The organism is Pantoea sp. VS1 (genome assembly GCF_002207995.1).
In the GTDB taxonomy this organism is placed as follows: domain Bacteria; phylum Pseudomonadota; class Gammaproteobacteria; order Enterobacterales; family Enterobacteriaceae; genus Pantoea; species Pantoea dispersa.
The window spans coordinates 64,075-89,703 of sequence record NZ_NHZE01000009.1; the positions used below are offsets into that span (position 1 = coordinate 64,075).

Consider the following 25,629-nt stretch of genomic DNA (forward strand, 5'->3'; position numbering starts at 1 on the left):
GTCCGGCAACGGTTACATCTGAGGTTGCCCCATGTCAGAAAAACAACTCACCTTTACTCAGCGCCATCATCAGCTGACCAATATCAACGTCTGGACCGCCGACAGCCAGTGGCTGGCATTTGATGTGCGGCCGTCCGGCGCCGCGTTTACCAGCCTGACCATTGAGCGCGTCAACGTGCACAGCGGCGCGGTCGAGGTGCTGTATCAGGCGCGCGATGGCGCGCACGTCGGCGTGGTGACCGTGAGTCCGGATCTGCCGCCGCGCTATGTCTGTATTCATGGGCCAGAGCATCCCGATGCGCACTGGCACTATGACTTTCATCACCGGCGCGGCGTGATTGTTCAGCAGGGCATCGCGGAGAACCTCGACGCCTGCGATATCACCGCGCCCTACACGCCGGGTGCGCTGCGTGGTGGCTCGCACGTGCATGTGTTCAGTCCGGATGGCTCGCGGCTGAGCTTTACCTATAACGATCACGTGATGCATGAGCGCGAGGTGCGTGACGACCTGCGCAACGTCGGCGTGGCGGTGCCGCTGCATCCGGTGTGCCCGCCAAAACAGCATCCGCGCGAATATGACGGCAGCCACTACTGCGTGCTGGTGAGCCACACCCGGCGCGATCCGCAACCGGGCAGCGATCAGATTGACCGCGCCTATGAAGAGTGCTGGATTGGTGAGCGTGGCTATCAGAAAGCGGACGGCAGCTGGCAGCGCTGGGCCATCGCCTTTATCGGCGATACGCGCAATGCCAGTGGTGAAAAAGTGCCGGAAGTGTTTGTGGTCGATCTGCCTGAGGCGCTGGCGGACTATGCCAGAGCCGGCAATGCGCCGCTGCAGGGCACGGCAGAGCAGCTGCCGGCACCGCCGGCTGGCGTGCAGCAGCGGCGGATCACGTACAGTAAAGGGCTGGCGCTGCAGCCGCGCCACTGGTTGCGCGCTGCGCCGAATGGTAGCGCGATCGCCTTTTTGCAGGCTGACGAGCAGGGTATTGTGCAGCTGTGGACGGTCTCACCCAACGGTGGCGCGGCGCGTCAGATCACCTCACTGCGCAGCAGCATTCAGTCTGCTTTCAGCTGGCAGCCGGACGGCGCAGCCATCGCCTTTATCTGTGATAACAGCGTGATGCGTTGTGAGATAGCCAGCGGACAGTGTACGCGCCTTACCGCGCGCAGCGCGCAACCGCCGGGCGGCGACGCGGTGGTATGGTCGCCGGACGGGAAGCAGATCGCCTACATGCGCGAGGTTGACGGCTGGCGACAGCTGTTCTGCGTCAGTGCGATTCCGCCGGCATAGCCGCCGCGGTGGCCAGGCTGGCCTGGGTGCCAGCCATCTTCTCGCTCTGCAGCACGCGTTCGCGCGGCGAATCTTTGGTTTTATCGTCGTCGGCGCGGAAGTAATCCCACGGCAGCAGCAGCGTATCCATCACCGCCGAGAAGGGCAGATCGATCAGCGCCAGCGGTTTAATCGCCCAGCTGGTATTGTCATCGGTCAGCATCTCTGCGCTGGCGCGCGTGCCGGGGTAGTAACCCTGGCTGGCACCGGTATGCGACATCACGCTGGAGCAGCCTGATGTGGCACAGGCGCAGCAGACCAGCAGGCCGGTGAGCGGAAAGCGTTTCATCATTTTCATCATCATCATCCCTACAGTCATGGCATGGCCCTGGCTGGAGTGTGTCACCTGACATCCGCATAACTCTGTGGTTATGTCCTTCCCGTCAGGCGAAGCGTCCCCTGAGTGTATGCCATATCGTCAGAATTGCTGCAAAAAAAAGCGCATTGCCCCTTGAAAGCGACCTGAGCGCACCCATCTTTAAGCTACGGTCACGACGCGGTCGCCGACAGGGACACCGACGGGCCGGACAACCTGTCCATGGTGGAAGGTTGCCAAAACTTGCTGATTATCAGGAGTCTTATTATGCGTAACTTTGATCTCTCTCCGCTTTATCGTTCTGCTATTGGTTTCGACCGTCTGTTTAACCTGCTTGAGTCCAACCAAAACCAGGCTAACGGCGGCTACCCTCCGTACAACGTCGAGCTGGTAGACGAAAACCACTATCGCATCACCATTGCCGTCGCCGGCTTTGCGCAGAGCGAACTGGATATCACCGCCCATGACAACATGCTGGTGGTGCGCGGCGCCCACCCTGAAGAGCAGCAGGAACGTAAATACCTGTACCAGGGCATCGCAGAACGTAACTTCGAACGCAAATTCCAGCTGGCCGATCACATCGTGGTGCGCGATGCGCGTCTCGAACTGGGCCTGCTGAGTATCGATCTGGAACGTATCGTCCCGGAAGAGGCGAAACCACGCCGGATTGAAATCCTGAAATAAGGCTAACGAAGTAAAGAAAAACGCCGCTGCAACGCGGCGTTTTTTTATGGCTGCATCATCAGGTACGTACCAGCAGGCGCTGGCTCACCATACCGCCAAACACATTCACCAGCAGCCCGAGAATGATCACCGACGCGCCGAGAATCTCCCGCGCCGACAGAGTTTCGCCGAGGATCAGCGCGGCGCTGAGAATACCGACCACCGGCACCAGCAGCGACAGCGGCGCCACGCGCCAGGTTTCGTAGCGGCTGAGCAGATTGCCCCAGATGGCGTAGCCAATGATGGTGGCGAAAAACGCCAGATAGAGCAGCGCCAGCACCGTCTGCAGCGAAATATCCAGCAGGCTGGTGACAATGGCGGATTCGCCCTCAAACCACCACGAACAGGCAAAGAACGGTGCAATCGGCACCAGCGCGCTCCACACCACCAGCGACATCACCGGCACCTTGCGGTTGCGCAGGATAATCTTGTTAGTGATATTGCCCAGCCCCCACGACAGCGCCGCCGCCAGCGTCAGCATCATGGTGGTCAGCGTGATGCCCGCGGTTGTCTGGCCCTCCATACCGGCGGTTGCCAGCATAAACATGCCGAGCGTGGCGACCAGAATGCCGGCGATGTGGTTCCAGCGCAGCTTCTCGGCCAGCAGCAGCGCGCCGAGCAGCAGGGTGAAAAATGCCTGCGCCTGCAGCACCAGCGAAGCCAGCCCGGCTGGCATGCCAAGCTTGATGGCGAGGAACAGAAACGCGAATTGACCAAAGCTGATGGTCATGCCATACACCACCAGCCAGCGCAGCGGAATTGCCGGACGACGCACGAAAAAGATCGCCGGAAACGCCACCAGCGTAAACCGCAGTCCCGCCAGCAAAAAGGGCGGCATGCCCTGCAAACCCAGCTTAATCACCACAAAATTTACGCCCCACGCCACCACGACGCACAGGGCTAACAACATATCTTTCACGGACATACGCATTCCTCAGCGCGGCAATCAGGCGGTTGCCGTCACCGGTGTGGCGATCTCTGCACCGCAGTCGTCGCCGATCAGTCGAAAATAATCATCCACATCCAACGCTACCGAGCGGTCCAGCGCACCGGCGTTAAACCACAGCGTCCCGACATCACGCAGCCGCGCATCCACGCGCAGCGCCAGTCGGTCATCAAAACTAAACGGCGGCACCGCGCCCATCACACACTGCGTCAGCGCTTGTGCCTGCTCAGGGGTGGCAAACGTCGACTTCTTACCGCCAATGGCACGCGCGGCGTGTTTGAAGTTGATTTTGCAGTCGCCGGGTACGATCGCCAGCAGATAGCGCGGCGCGGCACCGTCCGGCATAGTGACTTCCAGCACCATAGCTTTGGCCGCCTGCTGGAGATCGTTTCCGCGGATGGCGCTGATCACCTCGGTCTGGCCGATGGCCTCATGCTCCACCACGCGGTAGCGGGCCTGCTGCGCATCCAGCAGCGCGATCACTTTGTCATAGGTTGTCATACTGTCTTCCTCGTCTAAGGCCGGGATTAACTCCAGGCAATGGCGTGCTTCATTTTTTTGTCGGTCAGGCCAAAGAAAAAGCCCATGGTGATGCGCGTGTCGCCCTCAACGCGATCGATTTCATGATAAAACGCGGGATTAAACAGATAGATATCGCCACTGCGCGGCGCGAACTCGCAGGTCTCGCTGCCGGCGATGACGCCGCTCTGGTAGCCCAGCTCGCCGGGCGTTTTAAAGCGCTCGTCTTCCGACTGCCATTTCTTATTGAAGATGCGCAGCGCGCCGCCGGCGTTGCACTCCTGCAGGCACACCACGCAGCTCAGCTGATGCAGAATGTGCGTCACCGCCAGACCGCTGCCAGCGGCATCGCGCACGATGTTGTCGTTATGCAGCGGATTAGCGACGCCGTCAGCGTGGAAACGCACAATCGAGCCAGCGTAATCACCCAGTGCCGGTTCGGTGGCGGTTTGCAGACTCTCAAGGCGCAGCGCATGCTGCACCCAGTGGTAAATCTGCGCGCGCAGGTGGTGCAGCGAGGCCGGCAGCGCCGGCTGGATGTCGCGCAGTTCGGTGAAATAGTTTTCCGGCGCGGCGGTGTGCTTCGCCAGATACGGGCCGAGCGTGGTCAGCGCGCCATTTGGATAGTGAGAAACCCGTACCTGCTCGCGGCACTGCTGGAGATCAGCCACCACCGCGGTGCGCACCTCTGGCGTGAGGAAATTGCGCAGCACCAGCAGCGGCACGCGCGCGGTGACGATGTCATCCAGCCAGGTGCTTTCGACGAACATGTTGGGGTTAATGACGCGAATCTGATTGAAAATGGCCATGGGTTCACTCTCCAAAAGGAATTTCATGAAGTTCATGGTTGCTCATACGGTGCCATGCTGACGCCGTGCCCAGTGTTGAAACAGGTTCAGAGGAGATAAAGGTGCTGTTGTTCTGCTGACAACGATGCAGGGTGAAATAGTCGGGGTAAGGCGTGTCATCAGGATGCCATTGCCACGCCCAGGCCTTCTCGCGGGTGACGAAAATGGCGTTTGCCGCGCTGCCACCCGGCGCCACCCGGGCCATTTTTTCGCGCAGATAGTCGCGGGAGAAATCGGCGGGCGTCACGCGGTCGACGATATATTCCAGATATTCAGCGGAATCAAAGCGCGACTGCGCCATGCCGAGCTGCGCATAGACGGTCGGCAAAAAGCCGTTGTGCATCATGTACCACTGGGTGGTGCCGCTGGTGCGCCGCAGCGGATGGGAGAACGCAATGCCCTGGTTTTTGCTGAGCGTGGCGTGACGCACGTGCACCGCCAGAAAGCGGCTGTGCTGCATGCGCGTGACGTCAATGGCTGGCAGTGCTTCGGCAAAGGTGCCGCTGCCATGCAGCGTACGGATCTGACCGTGCTCCAGCCACAGACAGCCCCAGCCGTTGGGATGTTGTTTAATCGGGCCGTCGTGCGCGGCGGTTTCACCGCAGCTCATGGCGCGTGCGGCGTCCAGTACCGCAGCGGCGTCAAACTGGCCGTGTGCCAGAATCATTCTGCACATAGTAAATCTCTCCGTGAGGTCAAAGCGGGAACAGCAAGAAGGGCGTGAAACACCGCCAGAATTTCGTCGCGGCTGGCGGCAGGCAGACGCAGCGTAGCGAGAATCCCGGCGTGGCGCGTCAGATCGGCGTACAGCGATGAGCGCGGCGAGACCTCCAGCGCCGGTAAGTTGAGCGGCGGTAACAGCTGGCCGCGCTGGTGCTCGGCAATCCAGCGCTCGGCGGCGTCATGCTGCAGCCGCTGGCGCAATCGCAGCCGGCCGACGGCCTGTGACGGTGAAGCGAAGTGCAGTTCAGGCAGGCCGCGTCCGGCTTCAACCTGAAAGGCCACCTCGGCCCAGTTGATGCCGGTGACCTCTTCCACCAGGTTCACCACGCCCATGCCGGACAGGCGAAAGCCCATTTCGAGAAAGTGCGGCTCGCCGTTCACCATAATGAAATCAATGTGGAAAGCGCCGCGCCGGTAGCCGAAGGTTTCACAGCAGAAGCTCATCAGGCTGGTGAAGGCGGCGGGCAGCTGCTGCGCCGCCATCGCCACATGGCCGGATTCGTAAAAGCTGATACAGCCGTCGGCCTCGGTATGCTGCTCAATCACCTTCTGGCAGCAGGTCAGCGCCACCGCGTGTCCATTCTCCACCACGCCCTGCAGCGAATATTCGTCACCGGCCAGCCAGCTTTCGACGATAAAGCCGGTAAAGCCGCGTCCGCCATAGTTCATGGTGTCGAGCAGCCGGGCAATCACCGCATCCAGCTGGCTGGCCTCTTCCACCAGCCAGATGCCCAGCCCGCCGCCGCCGTCGACCGGTTTGATCACGCAGGGGTAGAGCAGTGCATCCCGCGCGTCGCCAATGCTGAGCGGTGAGGCAAAGAAGCGAAACTCCGGCTGCGGAAAACGCGGCCAGGCTTTGCGCAGCGCCATGCGCTGTGCATATTTATCCGGCGGGATAAACCCCGGACCGGCATCCGGGCCGGCCAGCAGTTCACGCACCCGGCCAGCGCTGGCGTTGTAAGCCTCAAAACCGGCCAGCACCACCTGTGGATGCTCCAGCAGACCGGCGTGCAGACAGGCATTGAGGACATCCCACGGGTTTTCCGGGCGATCGAGACGCACAATCAGATCGAACGGCAGGGCGATGCTGAGCGATTGATAGTCGACAAAATCCCCCATTTCGGCCAGTACGGTAAAATAGCCTTCGCGTTTTGCCACCGCGCAGTAGGGATTTTGCCCGTCGCGCGTGGCGCCAATCTGCAGAAAAATCTTTCTCATCGCGTCGCCTTACCGGGTTAACGCCCGGAAATCACTTCAGTAACGATGTCCTGTAACGCACCGTTGTTAACCTGAATCACCGCTTTGTGCGGGTCGAAACGCAACACGCGCGACAGCGCATCGCCGCGCGCGCCGTCCAGCAGCGAACTCACCGCCGCGCTGCGCCAGCAGTGCCGCATCTGCGCCACGCTGAGGCCAGACAGCTGCGTGAGCTGCTGCGCCAGCGCCACATCTTCGCTCTCTCCGCTCAGCAAGGCGCGCACCGCGGCTTCTTCCGGCGCGGCCGGCAACTGCAGCAGCCAGGCTTTCAGCTGCTGGCCGGCGGCGATAAACGGTGAATAGATCATGCATACCAGTTGGGTTTCACTAAGGCCGAAAGCGTCGAGTGCGAACTGCGCGGCGCGCTGGCGTGCACGGGCAATCGCGGCATCGTCCTGATAGCGCGCGGCCATCTCATCAATCAGCTGCGGCGGAAAGTCCTTCTGCACCATCAGGCCGAGCGCAAAGCGCACATATTCGCGAATGCCTTCGGCGTAGCTGCGCTGCAACAGCGTCTCCGCACGCAGACCGCGAATATGTGCCATTAACGTCGGGTTGCCGCAGTCCGATTCGGAGAAGCTGAACATCAGCTCGTCGAAGCGGAAATGCATGAATTCGGTCAGCAGCGCCCAGTGCGCGCCAGCCTCATAAGCGGTGTCCTGATAGATGTTGAAGAACAGCGGGTCGCGCGTCAGCTGCCAGGTAATGCGATGTGCCGGCGTGACCTGGTCAGCGCCGTAAATGTCGGCGAAGTAACGCGCCGCCACGCCGTCCAGCGTGTGCAGAAAGCCGCTGAAGCCGCGCGACTTATCGGCCATCGGCGCATCAAACAGTTTTGACAGGTGGCGCGCCCACGCAAGGTAAGCGGTCTGTTCCTGCGGCGAATCGCCGGTGATGATCACATCGACGCCGCCATCGTAATGCGCCGCCAGGCCAAACGAATTCACCATACTCAGGTTGCAGGCGTTGCAGAAGGTGGAGCGCGCGTCGGCACGGAAGCGGTGACCATTCATCAGCACATCGTCGCGGTTCTGCTGACGCACGCTCTGCGGCATCGGCAAATGGCGATCGAAGGGTCGAATCTGCAGCCCGTCGGTCACCAGGCACTCGGTGAACGCGTCGTCATGGATACGCAGCGCGCGATAGACGCGGTCGATGTTTTCCATCACGCTGTCGTTCATGGCGGCATGGCGGTTAGTGCTGATGCGCAGCTGAAACGTGCTGTTGCGCTGTTGCCAGATTAACCCCTGAATGTAACGTACGTAGGCCACCATATAGCTGCTGTCTTTGCCGCCGCCATAGGCCAGCAGTACGCGGTTACGTTCGGGATGGTCGGGATCGGGCAGGGCGGCGAGCAGTCGCTGAGCACAGTGCTGGGCGGAATCGAGAATCGCGGGCGTCAGGTATTCTTCAATTTCACTCATCATCGCGGACAGATTATTCATTTTTCACTTCATCCTTTGGCTAATAAAATCGCCGCTGCCGTGCGGGCGACAACGGGCTGGAAAACGGGCCACGAAGGTGCTGCATGAAGCTGAATTAACAGATGCAGCCTAAAGTACTTTGAATGTAATCTGATGAATACGCACAGATCAGCACGATATGGGGTGGAACAGATGGCGGGTGAAACGCAGGAACAGGAGAGTCAGAGCAGTCGTTACCGTCAGATCGCTGAGCAGATAAAACAGGCCATTCATAGCGGATCGCTACCGCCCGACAGCCGTTTGCCGTCGGTGCGCACGCTGGCGACGCAGTATCGCGTCAGCATGACCACTGCGCTGAAAACATTACGCACGCTGGAGGATGAGCACTATGCGGTGGCGCGGCCGAAGTCTGGCTTTTTTGTCGCATCGCGTCCCACAGAGAAAAAAGTGCCGGCGGTATTCAGCGAGCAGCCGCGCGAAGTGGCGCCGCTGGATGAGCAAACCGAACTGCACCTGGCGATGCTGGGATCGGACTGCCGCGTGCGGCTCGATCTGGCCAACGGCGACATCTCGCTCTATCCGGTGAAAAAAATTGGCCTGCTGATGCGGCAGATGGGTTACAGCAAACCGGCGCTGCTCGGTAATACGGTGAAAGGCACCGGCTATGCGCCGCTCAAGGCGGAAATTGCCCGGCGCGCGGTGGATTATGGCTGCAATATCAGCGCCGATGACATCCTGGTCACTAACGGCTGCATTGAGGCGATTTCGCTGGCGCTGCGCGCCACCACGCGGCCAGGCGATATCGTGGCGGTAGAGTCGCCATGCTACTTCGTGCTGCTACAGATGTTGCACAACCTCAACCTGCGCGTCATTGAAGTGGAAGCCGGGCCGGAGGGTTATGTTAACGTCGCGAAACTCACCGGGCTGTTCCGGCGTAAAGCGGTGCAGGCCTATCTCACCATCAACAACATCAATAATCCGCTGGGCAAAAGCATTCCCAACGAGCACAAAGCGTATATCGCGCGCCAGGCCGATGAGAATGATGTAGTGATCATTGAGGACGATATCTTTGGCGATACGGCTTTCGGCGAGCGCCGGCCTTTTCCGATGCGCGCCTTCAGCCCCAATGCCATCCTGTGCAGCGGCTTTTCCAAAACCGTGGCGCCTGGCATCCGTATTGGCTGGGTGCATAGCACCAAGTACATGCGCAAAATCGCCTCGCTGAAGTACACCACCAGCATGGGCACGTCGGTGCTGTCGCAGGCGGCGATTGCCGAACTGCTGCGCAGCGGCGGTTACGATGCGCACCTGCGCAAGCTGCGGCGCGAGCTGAAAAATCAGATTCACCATATGCGCCAGGCGGTGCTGCGCTACTTCCCGGCGGGCACGCGTGTGTCGGATCCGGAGGGCGGTTACGTGCTGTGGGTGGAGATGCCGCAACAGGCGCTGAACGTGCGCGCGCTGTTTCTCAAGGCGCGCAACGCGGGCATCGGCATCGCGCCTGGGCACATCTTCGCCACCGATCACCGCTACGATCACTGCTTCCGGCTCAACGCCGGTTTTGGCTGGAACGCCGAAGTCGAACAGGCGATTCAGCAGCTGGCGCAGTGGTGCCAGCTGTCGTTAAGCGCGGATTAAGCGTTCCAGGCGTTATCCAGCTCTTCCGCCAGAATCTGTACCGCACGCTCAATCTTGTCGCTGTCCGGTACGTAATTCATGCGCATGCACTGATGGGTGTGCGGCCAGGCCTGTTCCAGCCCCGGGAAGAAGAAGTGGCCCGGCACCATCAGCACGCCGCGCGCTTTCAGACGCTGATACAGCGCTTCGGTGCTGATCGGCAGGTCGCGGAACCACAGCCACAGGAAGATAGCGCCTTCCGGTTTGTGGATCAGGCAGCGATCTTCGCTGATATAGCGACGAATAATCGCGATAGTTTCGCTAACCTTGGCCTGATAGAACGGTTTAATCACTTCCTGCGACAGGCGCAGCAGATCGCCACGCACAATCATCTCGGTGGCAATCGCCGGACCGATGCTGCCCGGCGCCAGACTGATAATGCCATTCATGTTACCAATGGCACCGATCGTGCTCTCATCGGCAATGATAATTCCGCAACGTGCGCCCGGCAGGCCCAGCTTCGACAGGCTCATGCATAGAATGGTGTTGGGGTTCCACAGCGGACGTGCCTCACTGAAGATGATGCCGGGGAACGGCACGCCGTAGGCGTTATCGATTAGCAGCGGGACGCCGTGCTGCTGTGCCAGCGCATCCAGCTGCAGCAGTTCGTCATCGGTGATGACGTTGCCGGTTGGATTGGTCGGACGCGACACGCAAATCAGGCCAGTCTCATCATTCAGCGGCAGATGGTCGAAGTCGACGTGGTATTTGAACTGGCCTTCCGGCAGCAGTTCAATATTGGGTTTGGCGGAGATGAACAGATCCTCCTCCAGCCCGGCATCGGCATAGCCGAGGTATTCCGGCGCCAGCGGGAACAGCACGCGCTTTTTGCTGCCGTCGGCGCGGCGGCCGGCGAACAGATTAAACAGGTAAAAGAACGCGCTCTGGCTGCCGTTGGTGAGCGCGATATTTTGTGGCGTCACCGGCCAGCCGAGTTCCTCGCGCAGTAGCGTAGCCAGCGCCTCCAGCAGCAGCGCTTTGCCGCGCGGGCCGTCGTAGTTGCACAGCGCTTCGTTCAGCTTGCCGTCCTGATGCATCTGCAGCAGCAGCTGACTGAAATAATCATTGATGGCCGGAATCTGCGCCGGATTACCGCCGCCCAGCATGATCGTGCCAGGCGTGCGCAGCCCTTCGCCCATATCTTCCATCAGACGAGAGATGCCGGAATGTTGCGTAAATTTGTCGCCGAACTGAGAAAAAGCCATAGGAGGTAAAAACATTGTTATCAGGGGGAAGACCACCATAGCGCCCGCAACCGGCAGGCGCAATGGCTAAAGCCGTGGGATCAAGCCTGGACCTGCGGGTTAACGCAGTTTTTCTCCACTTTACCGCTCAGTGCGGCGATCAGGTTGTCGACCGCATCGCGCGCCATGCCGTAGCGCGTTTCATGCGTGGCGGAGCCGATGTGCGGCAGCGCGACCACGTTCGGCAGCGTGAGGATTTCCGCATCGGCTGGCACCGGCTCGACTTCAAACACATCCAGCCCGGCGGCGTGAATGGTGCCGTCTTTCAGTGCGGCGGTCAGCGCCTGCTCATCGACCACCGGACCGCGTCCGGCGTTGATCAGAATCGCGCTCGGCTTCATCAGTTTCAGCTGTTCCGCACCGATCATATGGTGCGTCTGCTCGGTCAGCGGCAGGCTGATGCAGACAAAATCGCTCTCTTTCAGCAGCGTTTCCAGATCGCAGGCGCGCGCGCCAAAGCGGGTTTCCGCCTCTTCATGCTGGCGGCGGGCGTTGTACAGAATGTTCATGCCGAAGCCAAAGTGCGCGCGCTGCGCCAGTGCCAGACCAATGCGGCCCATGCCGAGAATGCCCAGCGTCTTGTGGTGTACGTCGATACCGAAGTGCTCAGCGTCGATACTCTTTTTCCACTCACCGGCTTTGACCCACTTATCCAGCTCGGTGACGCGACGCGCGGTGCTCAGCACCAGCGCCATCATGGTATCGGCCACGGTTTCGGTCAGTACGGTGGGCGTGTGCATCAGCAGAACGTTGCGCTGGTTGAGCGCATCAACGTCAAAGTTGTCATAGCCGACGGAGACGGTAGAACAGGCACGCAGTGCCGGCATGCTGGCCAGCAGCTCATCATTCACTTTGCCGCCGGAGCCCAGCAGACCCTGCGCTGCGGCGAACTGCGCCGCATGCTGTTTCACCGTCTCCGGCGAGACATCTTTCACTTCCGTGACGCTGAAGTGCTGGTCCAGCTTGGCACGCAGGTTATCGGGCAGGCTCTTATACAGAATCACAGCAGGTTTCATTATTTGCTCCCTGTAGAACGTGTGACGGGCGACCTGAGTCGCCCGGAAAAGTCATCGCTTACGCTTTCAGGCGTGCTTCGCCCCGTGAATTGGCGGCGGCGTTTTGTTGGCCGCCGGTTTGACAATCAGCGTCAGCCACACCGACGCCAGTAGCGCAGCACCCATAAAGACATAGGAGGCGGCAGGACTGCCGGTCGCCCCATTAAGATAGCCTACGATCCATGAACCGATGAAGGAACCCAGTGCGCCCATACTGTTAATCAGCGCCATGGCACCGCCGGAAACGTTGCGCGGCAGCATCTCCGGAATGATGGCGAAGAACGGGCCATACGGGGCGTACATCGCACCGCCGGCAATCACCAGCAGCGCATACGACAGCCAGAAGTTACTGGAGCCCACCATCCACGAGCCGAGGAACGCCAGTGCGCCAATCAGCAGCAGCGGCCAGACAAACAGCTTACGGTTTTGCGTCTTGTCTGACGCCCACGACACTACCAGCATGGCGATGGTCGCCACCAGATACGGTACCGCCGACAGCCAGCCCGCTTCGACCATGCCCATCTGCGTGCCGTTACGCAGAATCGACGGCAGCCACAGCACGAAACCGTACACGCCGATGCTCCAGGCAAAATATTGCAGGCACAGCAGGATAACGTTGCGGTTGCGGAAGGCTTCGCTGTAGTTGCGCACCGCTTTAATGTTCTCCTGCTCCTTCTGCAGCTGCGCCTGCAGCGCCGCTTTCTCTTCGTCGCTCATCCATTTGGCCTGGGCCGGTTTATCCTGCACCATAAACCACCAGGCAATCGCCCAGATCACCGCCGGGAAGCCCTCAATGATGAACATCTCGCGCCAGCCAAAGGAGTTAATCAGGTAGCCGGACACCACCGACATCCACAGCACCGTCACCGGGTTGCCGAGGATCAGGAAGGTATTCGCGCGTGAGCGCTCGGATTTGGTAAACCAGTTGCTGATGTAGATCAGCATCGCCGGCATCACTGCCGCTTCCACCACGCCGAGGACAAAGCGGATGGCGGCCAGCATCGGAATATTGCTGACGATACCGGTCAGCGAGGCGCAGCCGCCCCACAGAATCAGACACCAGAAAATCAGTTTTTTTACGCTGCGGCGCTCGGCATAGACCGCGCCGGGGATCTGAAAGAAGAAGTAGCCAAGGAAGAACAGGGCACCGAGCAGCGATGACATGCCTTTGGTGATACCGAGATCCTCATTTATCCCTGCGGCAGAGGCGAAGCTAAAGTTCGCCCGGTCCAGATACGCCAGACTGTAGGTGATAAACACGATGGGCATGATATACCACCAGCGTTTTGGCGCGATTGTCTGCGATTTCATGGGTGACTCCTCTGGTTGAGGCGGGCGCATTCTGTGGATGCGTCTCGAAATTAGGGTGTAGAGACAGTTTTAACGTATTGGCACGGCATCGTAGCGGCGCGATTCATCGCGCGTTGTTGACGTTGCGTCCTGCATGTGCGCAATAAATTGCGCCGCTACGGGTCCGTGCGTTTGTTTAATAATCGCCGAGCGCTGCGCGCGTCGGCAGGCCTTCGCTGTCGCCGGCAACCTGAATCGCCAGCGAACCAATTTTGTTACCGCGCAGAATCGCCTGCGGCAGCGATTTCCCTTCCAGCAGTGCGCTGATCAGCCCGACCGCAAAGCCATCGCCCGCGCCGACGGTATCCACCACATTCTCCACGTGGATCGGCGCAATCTGGCCCTGTTCGCCCGCGGCGGTTTTATACCAGGCGCCGTCGCTGCCGGTTTTGATCACCACCGCCCGCACGCCTTTGTCGAGGTAGAAATCCGCGATCGCCTCAGGCTGACGGTAGCCGGTCAAAATCAGCCCCTCTTTTTCACCTGGCAGCACCCAGTCGGCGTATTCTGCCAGCAAATTCAGCTGCTTACGCATCTCTTCTTCACTGCGCCACAGCACCGGACGCAGATTAGGATCAAAGGAGATGGTTTTGCCGCGGGCGCGCATCTCTTTCGCCGCATGTTTAGCCAGCGCCAGCGAGCTATCGGAAAGCGCGGCGGCCACGCCGCTCAGATGCAGATGGCGCGCGCTGCCGAAATAGTTTTCGTCGAAATCATCCGGTGACAGGTGGCTGGCAGCGGAGCCTTTACGGAAATACTCCACTTCCGGATCGGAGCCGTCGTCCACGCGCGCTTTGAGCTGAAAACCGGTGCGATAGCGGTTATCAATGGTCACGCAGCGGTGGTCGACATGCTCTTTCGCCAGCTGCTGCAGGGTAAAACGGCCGAAGCTGTCGTCGCCGACGCGGCTGACCCAGCCAACCTGCAAACCGAGGCGCGCCAGACCAATCGCCACGTTAAGTTCGGCACCGGCAATGCGCTTCGTGAACTGATCGGCTGCGGCGAGATCGCCGGTTTGCCCGGCAATAAACATCGCCATCGCTTCACCAATGGTGACGACATCCAGCTGAGAGGTGTGTGTCATGCTCAACTCCTTACACCGCGCGCAGCAGATCGACGTAGTGGCGGGTCACCGCCAGTAAATCTGCGCCGGCTAATGGGAACTCAATACCGCGCGGTGCATCGGCCGGCAGCGCCTGCAACAGCGTGCGCCAGCTGTCGTCGGCGTCATCCAGCGCAATGGCGCGGAAGCTGTCACCGTGCGGCACCGCCGCCTTAACATGAATGTAGCTCACGTAGCGACTAAGCTGCGCCGCTGCCTGCAGGGCGTCTTCGCCGGTCCAGCGCCAGTTGCCCATGTCGAAAGTCATATCCAGCGGCAGCGCGGCATCGCAGGCGTGATGGAAGAAGTGCAGCATTGGCGTCAGCTTACTGTCCGGCGTCTGATCGTTTTCGATGACCAGCGTGACGCGCGAGCCGGCCAGCACCTCGACCAGCTGGCGATCGGCCAGCGAGACATAGTGACCCAGTGCCAGCTTGAGGCGCTGAGCGCCCAGCAGCTCAGCTTCCTGCAGGAACTGCGCCAGACGTGGATTGAGCGCACCGTCCGCCTGCCACAGCGCTTCCGGCACTGAATAGCTGACGCTGAGCTGATGCTGACGCAGCGCGTCGCTAAGCGTATGCAGCTGGCACAATTCGTCGTCGCTGAACAGCTCACGGCGGATCTCGACGCCATCGGCACCGGCCGCTTTAATCAGCGGCAGCAGCGCTGCCTGGCCGCCCAGTCCTGCCACCTTGTGCGCGCCGTAGGCGGCCGTGACCACAATAATTTCCGCTTTCGACATCTTTCCTCCAGCCTGTCTCGCTGTACTGCCCGCCGCACCGTTATGCGCCGGACAGCACGTTAATGTGCTGTAAAAAGCTTAATGGAACCGGTTCCAAAGGAAAGTAGCAGAGTGCGGAATTATGATCCTGCTCACGAAGTGAGCCGTGAAAAGCGGGATTAGCGCAGCGGCTGGCTGGAGCCGCGCACAATCAGTTCGCCGGAGAAAACCTGCTCGCGAATCGGCTGTTCGCTGCCTTCGATACGCGCGATCACCTGCTCCAGCGCGGCATAGCCGATCTGCCAGGTGGGCTGCTTCAGCGTGGTGATGCCGACGCCGGCCAGCGCCGCCCACTCCAGTTCGTCGAAGCCCAGCAGGCCAATGCTCTCGCCCCAGCGCAGCGTCAGGCGCTGTAACGCCCGCGCCACCTGTAGCGTCAGCGCACCGTTGGCCGCCATCACCGCGCAGCGTTTGCCCGGATGGCGCTGATGAAACGCCTGCAGCACCTGTTCCAGCTGTGCCGGCTGATGCAACACCACTTCGGCATTCTCCGCCACCACCTGTGGCGCGCTGCTGATGGTGTCAAAGAAGGCGGCGAGACGTTCGCGGCGGGTATTGACGCTGCCGAGCGGCTCACTGAGAAACAGCAGCGCTTCGTAGCCGTTATCCAGCAGATGCCGGGTGGCAATGCGGGCGGCCTCCGGGTTGTTGAGCCCGACCACGTCGCAGGCGAAGTCGGGAATTTTGCGGTCAATCAGCACCATTGGCAGCATCGACTGCTGCAGACGGTTGAGCACCTCTTCGTGCATCCCGACCGCATTCACCACAATGCCTTCCACCTGATAGCTGCTGAGCAGCTGCAGGTAGTGCTGTTCGAGGTCAACTTCGTTGTTGGTGTTACACATCAGCAGCGTAAAGCCGCGCGCGCGGCAGGCGGCTTCAATGCCGCTCAGCACATCCACCGAGTAGGGGTTGGTGATATCGGCAATGATCAGGCCTATCAGCCGGGTGCGGCCGCGTTTGAGTCCGCGCGCCATCTGGCTGGGGCGGTAGTTGAGGTCGGTAATCGCCTGTTCGATACGGGCTTTCAGATCCGGCGAAAGCAGATGAACTTCGCCATTCAGATAGCGGGAAACGCTGGTTTTACCGGTTTTTGCCGTGCGGGCAACGTCACTGATTGTGGCTCGTGGCGGCCTGGTTTTCATCACATACACCTGATTAATTGCATCAGGCGAAGACTATCACAGCGCGGCACCCGCGCAATCACTGTGCGTCAGAAGTGAGGCGCAGCATTGGCTGCCACAGCGTCTGTAACTGCGCGGGCGGCGCGCCTTCCAGCAGCTGCAGCACCATTTCGGCGACGCGTTCGCCAATCCGCTGCTGTGATGATTGCAGAATCGCGTTGACCGGTTGCGTGATAATGGAGTCGTGCGGCAGACCATCGTACACGTACAGGGGAATTGCCTGCGCGCCGCTCAGACGCCCGGCCTGCTGCAGGGCAATCGCTGCGCCTTCGCCGAGTGGGCTGCAGTCGGTAATGATGGCGTCAGGCTGGATAACGTGCGCCAGCCAGGCACGGGTTTGCTGATAGCCCGCGCGGCGCGAGGGCGGCAGCGCGGCTATCCAGCCAGCCTGCTGCGCGCAGGGCGTGGCGGGCAGCGCGTCGATAAACCCCTGCCGGCGGTCAAGAATGTAGGTGCTGGGCTCGTTACCGCCGAGATAAGCGATGCGCGTATAGCCCTGCTGCTGGCAGTGCTGCGCCGCCAGTAGCGTTCCGGCATGGTTATCATAATCAAACCAGGCGTAAGGCTGCGGCAGCTGGCTGCGCCCCAGCGTAAGAAAGCGAAAACCCTTCTGCTGCAGGCGCTGCAGTCGCACATCCTGCGGCGTGGTATGGGTGACAATCAGCGCGTCCAGCACGCCGCTGCGCAGCATACGCAGCAAATTGCGCTGCTGATCCTGCGGTTTGTCGGGGAGCAACAGCAGATCGATCTCGTGCAGGGCAAGGCGCTGATCAAGCGTCAGCAGCATTTCACTGTAGTAGCTGTCGTTGAGTGAGGCATTGCTGACCGGAAACACCAGCCCGACCGCATTGGCACGACCGGTCTTCAGGCGACGCGCGGCGGCATTCGGGCGATAACCGCGCCGGTCGGCTTCCTCTTCAATGCGTTTGCGGGTAGCAGCGGCGACATCATCAAACCCATTCAGCGCGCGGCTCACGGTGGTCACAGAGAGGCCAAGGGCGGAGGCGATAGCTTTGAGTGACATGATGGCTTTCCACTGATCAAATTTTGATCACGCTAGCATAAAGTCATCGCTGGCTCTATCGTCCGGCGACGTTTACGCGTCATCTGCTGCTTTGCGCGCCAATAAGCGCGTAAAAACGCGTCAAAAGCCGGCCTGCAGCGGCAGACCGGCCTGTGCCTTAGCCCAGCGGACTCAGGGTAATTTCGACGCGACGGTTTTGTGCTTTACCGGCTTCGGTGCTGTTGCTGGCGATCGGGTTATCCGGGCCCATGCCCTGGGTGCGCAGGCGGTTCTGCGCCACGCCCTGCACGATCAGCGCGCTGGCAACGCTTTCTGCACGCTGCTGCGACAGGCGCATGTTCAGCGCGCGCGTGCCGGTGCTGTCGGTAAAGCCGACCACGTTGACGGCGGTTTTCGGATACTCTTTCAGCACCATCGCCACGCCGGTCAGCGTATTTGCGCCGGCCGGTTTCAGGTTGGCGCTGCTCGAGTCAAAGGTCACGTTGTTCGGCATGTTCAGCACGATGTTATCGCCCTGACGCGTTACGCTGACGCCGGTGCCGCGCATCTTGTCGCGCAGTTTGGCTTCCTGCACATCCATGTAATAGCCGACGCCGCCGCCCAGTGCCGCACCGGACGCTGCGCCAATCAGCGCACCTTTACCGCGATCTTTCTTCGACGAAGAGAGCACGCCCACGCCAGCGCCCAGCACCGCGCCCAGACCCGCGCCGATGCCCGATTTCCCGGCCTGCGATTCGCCGGTATAAGGATTGGTGGTACAACCCGACAGCGCCACGCTGCCGCTCATTAACAAGGCCAGCGCCAGTACACGCTTTTTCATGAAAAAGTCCCTCATACGGAAACGGGGAAAACGCCCCAAAACGGCACTATTATGCCGTTCAATGATGGGGAAATTCGTGAGGCGCAGTCTTAATTTGTAAACTTTTGCCTTAAAGATTATCGGGATGGCAGAAACAGCTGGTTTGATGATCGTTGATCAGCCCGCAGGCCTGTAAAAAAGAGTGGCAGGTTGTAGGCCCGACGAATTTAAAACCACGCTTCTTAAGCGCTTTAGACAGCGCAATGGCCGGTTCGGAGGTGGTTGGCGCCAGTTTATAATCCGCGTAACGGTGCAAAATCGGCTGGTTATCGACAAATGACCAGATAAAGCGGGAAAAGTCTGCGCCGGTGGCCTCCAGCGCCAGCAGCGCTTTGGCATTATTGATGATGGCTTCCAGCTTGCCGCGATGGCGGATCAAACCGCTGTTCTGCAGCAGGCGCAGCAGATCGGCCTCATCCATCAGCGCCACCGCCTGCGGATCAAAATCATGAAACGCCTGGCGGTAGTTCTCGCGCTTTTTCAGCACGGTGATCCATGACAGGCCAGCCTGTTGCCCCTCCAGACACAGCATCTCAAATAAGGCGCGCTTATCGGTCTGCGGCACGCCCCATTCCGTGTCGTGGTACGCCAGATAAAGCGCATCCTGTGTTACCCAGCCACATCGCTGCATTGCATCACTCCCTAAGCATGAGGAAAAAGCGGTCAGTCGCTTGACGTTTGAAAGAATCGATTAATAGTTAATCAATGGGTGCCGATAATAACGTCATGGACGTTCGCGCTGCAACCGGGTGAACGCTTCAGGATCATCATCAATTTCAAGGCCAACCCGATCCCTTCCGGCTCGTCAGGAGTCTTTCATGTGGCAGAACAGTCAGCGGACCGGCCAGCGTCTCCTTGCGCTGGCCTTTAGCGGTGGGTGGCTACTGGTGGCGGCCCTGCCGGCGCACGCGTGGGATCAGGCCAGCGAGAGCAGCGCGCCGGATTATAATGCGATACTTGCCGAAAAAATTTCCAGTAATCATCTGATGTTGACAGAAAACCGCGACAGCGATCTGCTTGATGCCGCGCTCAATCCGCCCGGCGGCGGCATGGCGCTGCACAGCGAAACGGCCAGCGTCGGCAACTCGCCGCTGGTGAACCGCTACTCGGCAGGCTGGAACCTGCCGATGAATGACCGCCTGCGCACCGGTCCGGTGGCGCAGTTTGCCGTCGATGATTCCACCCTGAGCTGCGCCGCCTGCGCGCCGGTCGATCGTAACAACGCCGAACACATCGCTTCACTGGGCTGGCGCGTGGATTCCAGTTTTGGCTGGATATCGCCGTGGGCACAGGTGAGTTACAGCCATCAGCTCAGCTTCGACGGCACGGCCGCGCCACGCGATCGGCCGGAAGAGATGAACCGGGAAACGAACTGGATGGATGTCAGCGTCGGTGCCCGTCTGCCGCTCGGCCAGAACATGGCGGCGTTCGCCTCCTTCGCCCAGACCGGCGCGGTCAGCAGCGGCGAACAGTTCATTTACAACCTCGGCGTCAGCGCCAGCTTCTGAAGCGGCATGAAATGAGAAGTGGTGCCAGCCAGCAGAAATATAATAAGCGCGCTAATTATTTTCTGATTTGGTATCACAATGCGCGAAAACATTATTCTTATTAGCCGCGAACTGGCGGCCTTTATCATCAGTGGATTGGTGCTGGTCTTCTGTATGGCGATGGTCTACATCGACGTCAACTGGATGAACGATGCACTGCACGAAACCTCTTTCACCGAAGCGACACAGGAGCTGATGCTGGCGGCCATTGCCGCACTGTTCTTCCTCGCCGCCTGGCAGCGACCGCAGCAGCGCAGCGCGCTGATCCTGGTCGGTGGCTTCTTCAGCTGCATGCTGATTCGTGAAATGGATTTTCTGTTCGACGTGGTGCAGCACGGCGCATGGCTGTGGTTTGCGCTGGCAACGACCGCGGCCTCGCTGGCGATGGCGCTGCGTCAGCCGCGGCAAATCCTGCCGGGCCTGGCGGCACTGCTGCAGCATCGCAGCTGGCAAATGATGGCCGCCGGGCTGCTGGCGGTGCTGGTGTTCTCGCGGCTGTTTGGCATGCATGAGCTGTGGCAGCAACTGATGCTGGATGGCTATAACCGCGTGGTGAAGAACATGGCGGAAGAGGGCAGCGAGCTGTTTGGCTACAGTCTGTGTCTGGTGGCATCGCTGCGCTATCTGTGGCAAACCCGCCCGGCGCTGGCAACGGCCCGCGCCAGCCGTCGCGTGGTCAGCATTGAGGCGGCTGAAGCGCACTTCGCCTCGCGCTAAATCCGCGCGGTTTTATGGCGATCCCCGGTGCTAAAACAGGTACACTGACCGCTTAGCACCGGGTCGCCGGTGCACCGGGTGAGTCAACGTCAGGTTTCTTCATGTCAGTCAAAATCTTATCTTCAACGCTGGTGGGGCTGGACGGCTTTTGCCACGATCCCCTCACCACGCTGCAGCAGGCCGATAACGGCACGCTGGCGGTGCTGCACAACAATGTTCCGGCGTTTTACGCGATCACGCCGCAGCGCCTCGCGCACCTGCTGGCGCTGGAAGCGGCGGCGCAGCAGCCGAATGATGTCACGCTGGACGACAGCCTGTTTCACAGCGACGCCGCGCCGATCGCCGTACCGGTGGGCAAGTTTGCCATGTATCCGGGCTGGCAGCCGGACAGCGACTTCCAGCGCCAGGCGGCGATCTGGGGCGTGGCGCTGAGCGAGCCGGTGACCGCCGCAGAGCTGGCGGCTTTCGTCGCCTACTGGCAGGCAGAGGGCCGGCTGTTTCACCATGTACAGTGGCAGCAGAAACTGGCGCGCAGCGTGCAGATGAACCGCGCCGCCAACGGCGGTCAGCCAAAGCGCGATATCACCCAGATCAGCAATACTGATTATGATATTCCCGATGGATTCCGAGGTGAGTAATGAAAACGCCGAACGATCTTTTCAGTCGCCTGAAAAAAATTATGCCCGCGGATGTGCAGCCAAAGTTTAAAAACGGCGCCGAGCTGCTGGCGTGGAATCAGGAGCAGGGCCGGCTGCGCTCAGAAGCGATTGTGCGCGAAAACCGCGCCATGAAGATGCAGCGCATCATGGGCCGCTCCGGCATTCGTGAGTTGCACATGAACTGCTCGTTCGACAACTACCGCGTTGAAAATGACGGCCAGCGCAAGGCGCTCAGTCTGGCGCGTGAATACGCCGCCGGCTTTGAGAACAGCATCGCCAGCTTTGTCTTCTCCGGCCGTCCCGGCACCGGCAAAAACCATCTGGCGGCGGCGATTGGTAACGATCTGATTCTGCGCGGTAAAAGCGTGCTGATTGTCACGGTGGCCGATCTGATGTCGAGCATGAAAGGTACCTTCAGCGGCGGCAGCGACCTGACCGAAGAGCGGCTGCTGCAGGATCTCAGCCATGTCGATCTGCTGGTGATCGATGAGATCGGCATGCAGAGCGAATCGCGCTACGAGAAAGTGATCATCAATCAGATTGTTGATCGCCGTTCGTCGTCAAAGCGGCCGACCGGCATGCTCTCCAACCTCGATCCGGCCGGCATGAACACGCTGCTTGGCGAACGGGTGATGGATCGCATGCGCCTCGGTAATAGCCTGTGGGTGCGTTTTGACTGGGAAAGTTACCGCAGCCGCGTGCGCGGCGACGAGTACTGATACGCGGCAGAAGCGGTAAAAACCCGGTTTTACCGGCGATTAACCGCCGGTGCGGGCTGCTAAACTTACACCTATTACTCTTTGTCAGGTGAGGGTGCGATGAAAGCAGCCGGGAAAGGACCAGCGGTACTTCGACTGAACAACCTCAAGCGGGTGATGACGCAGCTGCGTACCACCCGTATCACTTCCCGCCAGGAACTGGCGCTGGCGCTCGACCTGAGCAAAAACACCGTTTCCCTGATTATCGATGACCTGCTGGCGCAGGGGCTGATTCACGAGCTTGGCCCGGTCAGCGTGGCTGCGGCCGGTCGGCCCAAAATTGAGATCGAACTGCGCGCGGGTCAGCTGAAAAGCGCGGGCATCATGGTCGAGCGCCAGGCGATTCACTGGCGCGTGTGCGACTACTTTTCGCGCGTGGTGGCCGAGCAAACCTGGCGCACCGAAACGGCCGATGCCGACGGGCTGCTGCACGAGCTGACGGAAGTGTGTCAGACGCTGCGCGCGGCGCATCCGGCGCTGCTGGGCGTGGCCATCGGTTTTCCCGGCATCATTGATTCTCAGCGCGGACGGGTGCACTTTTCTGCGCCGCTCGGCTGGCAGGATGTCGATGTGCTGACGCCGCTGCGGCGTGGCGTTGAGCTGCCGCTGCGCATCATGAATAACGTCAAAGCGGCCGCGCTGCTGGCGGTGCAGCAGCTGGAGCTCAATAAAGCGCAAAGCCACTTCTATCTGCGCATCGCCGACGGCGTGGGCGGCGCACTGGTGGAGCGCGGCGAGGTGTTCAGCGGCAGCAGCTGGACTGCCGGTGAGATTGGCCATCTGAGCGTGCAGCCCAACGGCGCGCGCTGCAGCTGCGGGCGACAGGGTTGTCTGGAGACGCTGGTGAGCCTGCCGGCGATCCAGCAGCAGCTGGCCCGGCGCAAGCCCGGCTTACGCTGGCAGTCTGGCGACAGCGAGCCGGAGATCGTGTATGAGCTGATGGCGCAGACCGGCCGCTATCTCGGCCATGCGCTGAGTCAGGTGATGCAACTGGTCAATCCGGCCAGCATCATCATTGACGGCCCGTGGAATGCGCAACCGGCGTTTGTGCAGGCGGTACAGCAGGCGGCACAGGCCGGCACGCTGGCGTTTACCTTTGCCCATACCGCGCTGCACTTTCTGCCGCAGCGCATCGATCCGGCCAACGGTCTGGCGCTGGCGGTGATTGAGCACTACGAACGAGCGGTATGACCGGCGGAGCAGCGTTTCTTTTTTGACTCGCCAGCGGGCATAATACGTTGATTGACAGGCTCTCTTTGCGGACCGCGCAATGAAAACGCAGCGCATCACTCTGGACGATATTGCGACTCTCGCAGGGGTCACCAAGATGACGGTGAGCCGCTATCTGCGCACGCCGGAAAAGGTCAGGGCGGAAACGGCGGCAAAAATCGCCAGCGTCATGGCCGAAATCGGCTACGTCGCCGAACAGGAAAGCACCGCGGCGTCGCGGCACCCGCCGCCGCGCATCGGCGTACTGATCCCCTCATTCAATAATCAAATCTTTGCCGATCTGCTGGCCGGTATCGAATCGGTCACCAGCGCCCACGGCTATCAGACGCTGGTGGTCAACTACGACTACAATCCGCAGCGCGAAGAGGAGCAGATTGCCACGGTACTGGCTTTTAACGTGCAGGGATTGATCCTGACCGAGTCGGTGCATACCGTGCGCGCGGAAAAGTATCTTAACGCGGCCACCATTCCGGTCGCCGAAGTGATGGGACTGAGCGAGACGCGCGGGCGCATCAACGTCGGCTTTGATAATTACCGTGCCGGCTACGACATGACCGCGATGCTGCTGGCCAGCGGCAAACAGCGGGTGATTTATTTTGGCTCAATGTCCGACCGCCGTGACCAGCAGCGCTACGCCGGCTATTGCGATGCCGTGGCGGCGGCCGGATTGCCGGCCGGACGCATCGTTCCGAACAAAGTCTCTTCGGTGTCGATTGGCACTGGCATGATGACGCTGGCGCGCCAGCTCTATCCGCAGATGGATGCCATTCTCTGTACCAACGATGATCTGGCGGTCGGCGTGCTGCAGGAGTGTCAGGCGGCAGGCATTGCAGTGCCGCAGGCGCTGGCGATTGCCGGATTCCACGGACTGGAGATTGGTCAGGCGACAACGCCGCGGCTGGCCAGTGTGATTACACCGCGCTTTGAGATGGGCAAAGTGGCAACGGAAATTGTGCTGAAGAAGATTAACCAGCAGCCCACCATTGAACAGGTGGATTTGCATTATCAGCTGTCGATGGGCGCCACCATTTGAGCGGTGGCGCTTTGGTGCAGGCGCGACGTGCGCCTGCTTAATCAACGCTTAGTCGCGTGCAGCGGCGGGCGGCACAATCGACGGCTGAGCGTGATGGGTGCGCTTCAGGAAACGGCTCTCCAGCAAATTCCACGAGGTGTAAGCCAGCGCCAGCGTCATCACAATTGTCAGCCCCAGGCCAGCAAACGCGTTGGCATCGAACACACCGAAATGCTGCAGCACCTGAATAATCGGCCAGTGATAGAGGTACATGCCGTAAGAGAGATCGCCGTACTGGCTGATTTTAATCTCTTTACACAGGCTGGTGCAGAACAGAATCACTACCGCCGAAAACGCCACCGGCTCAACGATAAACGCGTAATCCGTGCTCTTGAACAGCAGGAACACCACCAGCGACACAATGGTGATCTCTTTCAGGCGGTCAAAGGTTGGCTGATGCACCGCCAGCAGGCTGCCAAAGAAGAAGTAGGACGACAGCGCAATAAACTGCTTGGCCAGCGTATCGGCTTTCGGGCCGCTGTACAGCGCGGTGAAGTAGAAGTACCAGGCGCAGGAGATAATAAAAATCACGCTCCACACTTTCAGCGGGCTTCGCTTCAGCAACGGCACGATAAAGGGCAGCAGCACGTAGAGCGTCAGCTCGGCTTTGATGGTCCACAGGGAACCATCCAGCGGCTGATTGGGGTTGTTGGTAAACACGCCCGGCAGCGACGGCTGAATAAAGTTAAGAAACGAGAAGTTGGCGACCAGATATTTAAGGGTTTCTTTATTTTTCAGGAAATCCATCAGCGGCAGGGTAGTAAGACACATGCCAATCACAAAACACATGATGATGGTGAAAATATAAGCCGGCAATATACGTTGCGCGCGCTTAATAAAATAGGACGTCAGCGATTTACTTCTTAAGTAACTTTTTGCAATAAGAAAACCACTTATTGCGAAAAATCCTTTGACGGCAAAATCACTATTGAGAAAATGCGCCAGGAAACGGATATCGGCGTTTCTCGTCACCTCAGCGGAATGCACCAGCATTACGATAAAGGCGAGGGAAAGTCGTACGATGTCAAAATTGTTTTTTTCGTTCATGTCAGCATTCTTTCATTGAGTGACGACGTGCCAGGAAAAGCCATGAAAGACTTTGCATGGTTGCTTCGGAATATTCTTATCACAGGTGTTCTGCGTGAGCAGATGCAATCTATTAGAATTTTAATCCTCATAAAAAGCAAGCAATGTTCAGGACCAGTAAAATATTCGGATTTTCCCTGGATGACGATGAGAAAGGGCTTATTAATGAAAAAACGCTAACCAGTTGGCTAGCGT

Annotated in this window: 27 protein-coding genes; 10 read left to right on the forward strand and 17 right to left on the reverse strand. The window is 59.8% G+C overall.

What is annotated here, in order from left to right:
• The first annotated feature begins 31 nt into the window (after window positions 1-31).
• Window positions 32-1,294, forward strand: coding sequence for a DUF3748 domain-containing protein (locus CBW22_RS05020; RefSeq protein ID WP_088516160.1), 1,263 nt, complete (start codon window positions 32-34; stop codon window positions 1,292-1,294).
• On the opposite strand, the gene CBW22_RS05025 is transcribed toward CBW22_RS05020, so the two are convergent.
• Window positions 1,272-1,631 (reverse strand): YceK/YidQ family lipoprotein, encoded by a 360-nt coding sequence (locus tag CBW22_RS05025; protein ID WP_040679624.1) that lies wholly within the window; start codon window positions 1,629-1,631, stop codon window positions 1,272-1,274. The two genes, CBW22_RS05020 and CBW22_RS05025, sit on opposite strands and share 23 nt — an antisense overlap.
• 285 nt (window positions 1,632-1,916) lie before the next feature.
• Here CBW22_RS05025 and ibpA point away from each other — a divergent pair, with 285 nt between their 5' ends.
• A complete protein-coding gene (gene ibpA, locus CBW22_RS05030) occupies window positions 1,917-2,333 on the forward strand; it encodes a small heat shock chaperone IbpA (RefSeq protein WP_010617843.1) in 417 nt (138 codons plus the stop codon).
• A gap of 58 nt (window positions 2,334-2,391) precedes the next feature.
• Here the strand turns inward: ibpA and CBW22_RS05035 are convergent, their stop codons facing one another.
• The 6 genes from CBW22_RS05035 to CBW22_RS05060 are packed head-to-tail and all read right to left on the reverse strand — an operon-like array spanning window position 2,392 to window position 8,110.
• Window positions 2,392-3,297, reverse strand: coding sequence for an EamA family transporter (locus tag CBW22_RS05035; protein ID WP_088516161.1), 906 nt, complete (start codon window positions 3,295-3,297; stop codon window positions 2,392-2,394).
• A 21-nt stretch (window positions 3,298-3,318) separates the two neighbouring features.
• Entirely contained in the window at window positions 3,319-3,819 is a 501-nt protein-coding gene (locus tag CBW22_RS05040) for a YbaK/EbsC family protein (RefSeq protein WP_058775617.1), read from the reverse strand.
• Between the two features lie 26 nt (window positions 3,820-3,845).
• A complete protein-coding gene (locus CBW22_RS05045; RefSeq protein WP_088516162.1) occupies window positions 3,846-4,646 on the reverse strand; it encodes a 2OG-Fe(II)-dependent halogenase WelO5 family protein in 801 nt (266 codons plus the stop codon).
• A gap of 4 nt (window positions 4,647-4,650) precedes the next feature.
• A complete protein-coding gene (locus CBW22_RS05050; protein WP_088516163.1) occupies window positions 4,651-5,361 on the reverse strand; it encodes a class II glutamine amidotransferase in 711 nt (236 codons plus the stop codon).
• Window positions 5,349-6,626: an ATP-grasp domain-containing protein gene (locus CBW22_RS05055; RefSeq protein WP_088516164.1), complete on the reverse strand. Its 1,278-nt coding sequence runs from the start codon at window positions 6,624-6,626 to the stop codon at window positions 5,349-5,351. The genes CBW22_RS05050 and CBW22_RS05055 overlap by 13 nt, the downstream gene beginning before the upstream one ends.
• A gap of 17 nt (window positions 6,627-6,643) precedes the next feature.
• On the reverse strand, window positions 6,644-8,110 hold the full coding sequence (locus CBW22_RS05060; RefSeq protein ID WP_088516165.1) for a hypothetical protein: 1,467 nt from the start codon (window positions 8,108-8,110) through the stop codon (window positions 6,644-6,646).
• 171 nt (window positions 8,111-8,281) lie between these two features.
• On the opposite strand from CBW22_RS05060, the gene CBW22_RS05065 reads away from it, so the two are divergent.
• Window positions 8,282-9,727: an aminotransferase-like domain-containing protein gene (locus CBW22_RS05065; protein ID WP_088516166.1), complete on the forward strand. Its 1,446-nt coding sequence runs from the start codon at window positions 8,282-8,284 to the stop codon at window positions 9,725-9,727.
• On the opposite strand, the gene CBW22_RS05070 is transcribed toward CBW22_RS05065, so the two are convergent.
• The 9 genes from CBW22_RS05070 to CBW22_RS05110 form a co-directional block, all read right to left on the reverse strand.
• Window positions 9,724-10,971, reverse strand: coding sequence for a valine--pyruvate transaminase (locus CBW22_RS05070; protein ID WP_088516167.1), 1,248 nt, complete (start codon window positions 10,969-10,971; stop codon window positions 9,724-9,726). The two genes, CBW22_RS05065 and CBW22_RS05070, sit on opposite strands and share 4 nt — an antisense overlap.
• A gap of 80 nt (window positions 10,972-11,051) precedes the next feature.
• On the reverse strand, window positions 11,052-12,026 hold the full coding sequence (gene ghrB, locus CBW22_RS05075; protein ID WP_088516168.1) for a glyoxylate/hydroxypyruvate reductase GhrB: 975 nt from the start codon (window positions 12,024-12,026) through the stop codon (window positions 11,052-11,054).
• A 66-nt stretch (window positions 12,027-12,092) separates the two neighbouring features.
• A complete protein-coding gene (locus CBW22_RS05080) occupies window positions 12,093-13,376 on the reverse strand; it encodes an MFS transporter (RefSeq protein WP_021506893.1) in 1,284 nt (427 codons plus the stop codon).
• A 175-nt stretch (window positions 13,377-13,551) separates the two neighbouring features.
• Window positions 13,552-14,499: a sugar kinase gene (locus tag CBW22_RS05085; protein WP_058775610.1), complete on the reverse strand. Its 948-nt coding sequence runs from the start codon at window positions 14,497-14,499 to the stop codon at window positions 13,552-13,554.
• Window positions 14,500-14,509: 10 nt separating this feature from the next.
• Window positions 14,510-15,259 (reverse strand): sugar phosphate isomerase/epimerase family protein, encoded by a 750-nt coding sequence (locus CBW22_RS05090; protein ID WP_088516169.1) that lies wholly within the window; start codon window positions 15,257-15,259, stop codon window positions 14,510-14,512.
• A 158-nt stretch (window positions 15,260-15,417) separates the two neighbouring features.
• The gene (locus CBW22_RS05095) at window positions 15,418-16,443 is read right to left on the reverse strand and encodes a LacI family DNA-binding transcriptional regulator (RefSeq protein WP_088516170.1); all 1,026 of its coding nucleotides are present in this window, start codon (window positions 16,441-16,443) and stop codon (window positions 15,418-15,420) included.
• 58 nt (window positions 16,444-16,501) lie between these two features.
• Window positions 16,502-17,506: a LacI family DNA-binding transcriptional regulator gene (locus tag CBW22_RS05100; RefSeq protein WP_058770744.1), complete on the reverse strand. Its 1,005-nt coding sequence runs from the start codon at window positions 17,504-17,506 to the stop codon at window positions 16,502-16,504.
• Between the two features lie 157 nt (window positions 17,507-17,663).
• On the reverse strand, window positions 17,664-18,326 hold the full coding sequence (locus CBW22_RS05105) for an OmpA family lipoprotein (protein WP_088516171.1): 663 nt from the start codon (window positions 18,324-18,326) through the stop codon (window positions 17,664-17,666).
• 109 nt (window positions 18,327-18,435) lie between these two features.
• Entirely contained in the window at window positions 18,436-18,996 is a 561-nt protein-coding gene (locus CBW22_RS05110; RefSeq protein WP_088516172.1) for a DNA-3-methyladenine glycosylase I, read from the reverse strand.
• A gap of 187 nt (window positions 18,997-19,183) precedes the next feature.
• Between CBW22_RS05110 and CBW22_RS05115 the strand changes: the two genes are divergently transcribed.
• The 6 genes from CBW22_RS05115 to CBW22_RS05140 all read left to right on the forward strand — a co-directional run bounded on the left by CBW22_RS05115 (window position 19,184) and on the right by CBW22_RS05140 (window position 24,309).
• Window positions 19,184-19,873 carry an autotransporter domain-containing protein gene (locus CBW22_RS05115; RefSeq protein WP_058775605.1) on the forward strand — a complete coding sequence of 230 codons (690 nt, stop codon included), beginning with the start codon at window positions 19,184-19,186 and terminating at the stop codon, window positions 19,871-19,873.
• 78 nt (window positions 19,874-19,951) lie between these two features.
• Window positions 19,952-20,629, forward strand: coding sequence for a hypothetical protein (locus CBW22_RS05120; RefSeq protein WP_059010246.1), 678 nt, complete (start codon window positions 19,952-19,954; stop codon window positions 20,627-20,629).
• Between the two features lie 101 nt (window positions 20,630-20,730).
• Window positions 20,731-21,267: a primosomal protein DnaT gene (gene dnaT, locus CBW22_RS05125; RefSeq protein WP_021506884.1), complete on the forward strand. Its 537-nt coding sequence runs from the start codon at window positions 20,731-20,733 to the stop codon at window positions 21,265-21,267.
• On the forward strand, window positions 21,267-22,007 hold the full coding sequence (gene dnaC, locus CBW22_RS05130) for a DNA replication protein DnaC (RefSeq protein WP_021506883.1): 741 nt from the start codon (window positions 21,267-21,269) through the stop codon (window positions 22,005-22,007). Before dnaT ends, dnaC begins: the two co-directional genes overlap by 1 nt.
• A gap of 99 nt (window positions 22,008-22,106) precedes the next feature.
• Window positions 22,107-23,237, forward strand: coding sequence for an ROK family protein (locus tag CBW22_RS05135; protein ID WP_088516173.1), 1,131 nt, complete (start codon window positions 22,107-22,109; stop codon window positions 23,235-23,237).
• Between the two features lie 79 nt (window positions 23,238-23,316).
• Window positions 23,317-24,309, forward strand: a complete 993-nt coding sequence (locus CBW22_RS05140) for a LacI family DNA-binding transcriptional regulator (RefSeq protein ID WP_088516174.1) — start codon at window positions 23,317-23,319, stop codon at window positions 24,307-24,309.
• A 48-nt stretch (window positions 24,310-24,357) separates the two neighbouring features.
• Here the strand turns inward: CBW22_RS05140 and CBW22_RS05145 are convergent, their stop codons facing one another.
• Window positions 24,358-25,395, reverse strand: a complete 1,038-nt coding sequence (locus CBW22_RS05145; protein ID WP_088516175.1) for an acyltransferase family protein — start codon at window positions 25,393-25,395, stop codon at window positions 24,358-24,360.
• On the opposite strand from CBW22_RS05145, the gene CBW22_RS26255 reads away from it, so the two are divergent.
• The gene (locus CBW22_RS26255; protein WP_164861029.1) at window positions 25,285-25,614 is read left to right on the forward strand and encodes a hypothetical protein; all 330 of its coding nucleotides are present in this window, start codon (window positions 25,285-25,287) and stop codon (window positions 25,612-25,614) included. The genes CBW22_RS05145 and CBW22_RS26255 overlap by 111 nt on opposite strands.
• Window positions 25,615-25,629 lie beyond the last annotated feature (15 nt).

Bases quoted from the DNA above. Each gene is read 5' to 3' on its own strand.
- CBW22_RS05140 (WP_088516174.1), top strand. From the start codon at position 23,317: ATGAAAACGCAGCGCATCACTCTGGACGATATTGCGACTCTCGCAGGG.
- CBW22_RS05115 (WP_058775605.1), top strand. From the start codon at position 19,184: ATGTGGCAGAACAGTCAGCGGACCGGCCAGCGTCTCCTTGCGCTGGCC.
- CBW22_RS05105 (WP_088516171.1), bottom strand. From the start codon at position 18,326: ATGAAAAAGCGTGTACTGGCGCTGGCCTTGTTAATGAGCGGCAGCGTG.
- dnaT (WP_021506884.1), top strand. From the start codon at position 20,731: ATGTCAGTCAAAATCTTATCTTCAACGCTGGTGGGGCTGGACGGCTTT.
- CBW22_RS05050 (WP_088516163.1), bottom strand. From the start codon at position 5,361: ATGTGCAGAATGATTCTGGCACACGGCCAGTTTGACGCCGCTGCGGTA.
- CBW22_RS05045 (WP_088516162.1), bottom strand. From the start codon at position 4,646: ATGGCCATTTTCAATCAGATTCGCGTCATTAACCCCAACATGTTCGTC.
- ghrB (WP_088516168.1), bottom strand. From the start codon at position 12,026: ATGAAACCTGCTGTGATTCTGTATAAGAGCCTGCCCGATAACCTGCGT.
- CBW22_RS05025 (WP_040679624.1), bottom strand. From the start codon at position 1,631: ATGAAAATGATGAAACGCTTTCCGCTCACCGGCCTGCTGGTCTGCTGC.
- CBW22_RS05120 (WP_059010246.1), top strand. From the start codon at position 19,952: ATGCGCGAAAACATTATTCTTATTAGCCGCGAACTGGCGGCCTTTATC.
- CBW22_RS05145 (WP_088516175.1), bottom strand. From the start codon at position 25,395: ATGAACGAAAAAAACAATTTTGACATCGTACGACTTTCCCTCGCCTTT.
- CBW22_RS05060 (WP_088516165.1), bottom strand. From the start codon at position 8,110: ATGAATAATCTGTCCGCGATGATGAGTGAAATTGAAGAATACCTGACG.
- CBW22_RS26255 (WP_164861029.1), top strand. From the start codon at position 25,285: ATGCGCCAGGAAACGGATATCGGCGTTTCTCGTCACCTCAGCGGAATG.
- CBW22_RS05135 (WP_088516173.1), top strand. From the start codon at position 22,107: ATGAAAGCAGCCGGGAAAGGACCAGCGGTACTTCGACTGAACAACCTC.
- CBW22_RS05085 (WP_058775610.1), bottom strand. From the start codon at position 14,499: ATGACACACACCTCTCAGCTGGATGTCGTCACCATTGGTGAAGCGATG.
- CBW22_RS05080 (WP_021506893.1), bottom strand. From the start codon at position 13,376: ATGAAATCGCAGACAATCGCGCCAAAACGCTGGTGGTATATCATGCCC.
- CBW22_RS05065 (WP_088516166.1), top strand. From the start codon at position 8,282: ATGGCGGGTGAAACGCAGGAACAGGAGAGTCAGAGCAGTCGTTACCGT.
- dnaC (WP_021506883.1), top strand. From the start codon at position 21,267: ATGAAAACGCCGAACGATCTTTTCAGTCGCCTGAAAAAAATTATGCCC.
- CBW22_RS05040 (WP_058775617.1), bottom strand. From the start codon at position 3,819: ATGACAACCTATGACAAAGTGATCGCGCTGCTGGATGCGCAGCAGGCC.
- CBW22_RS05020 (WP_088516160.1), top strand. From the start codon at position 32: ATGTCAGAAAAACAACTCACCTTTACTCAGCGCCATCATCAGCTGACC.
- CBW22_RS05100 (WP_058770744.1), bottom strand. From the start codon at position 17,506: ATGTCACTCAAAGCTATCGCCTCCGCCCTTGGCCTCTCTGTGACCACC.
- CBW22_RS05055 (WP_088516164.1), bottom strand. From the start codon at position 6,626: ATGAGAAAGATTTTTCTGCAGATTGGCGCCACGCGCGACGGGCAAAAT.
- CBW22_RS05095 (WP_088516170.1), bottom strand. From the start codon at position 16,443: ATGAAAACCAGGCCGCCACGAGCCACAATCAGTGACGTTGCCCGCACG.
- CBW22_RS05035 (WP_088516161.1), bottom strand. From the start codon at position 3,297: ATGTCCGTGAAAGATATGTTGTTAGCCCTGTGCGTCGTGGTGGCGTGG.
- CBW22_RS05070 (WP_088516167.1), bottom strand. From the start codon at position 10,971: ATGGCTTTTTCTCAGTTCGGCGACAAATTTACGCAACATTCCGGCATC.
- CBW22_RS05090 (WP_088516169.1), bottom strand. From the start codon at position 15,259: ATGTCGAAAGCGGAAATTATTGTGGTCACGGCCGCCTACGGCGCGCAC.
- CBW22_RS05110 (WP_088516172.1), bottom strand. From the start codon at position 18,996: ATGCAGCGATGTGGCTGGGTAACACAGGATGCGCTTTATCTGGCGTAC.
- ibpA (WP_010617843.1), top strand. From the start codon at position 1,917: ATGCGTAACTTTGATCTCTCTCCGCTTTATCGTTCTGCTATTGGTTTC.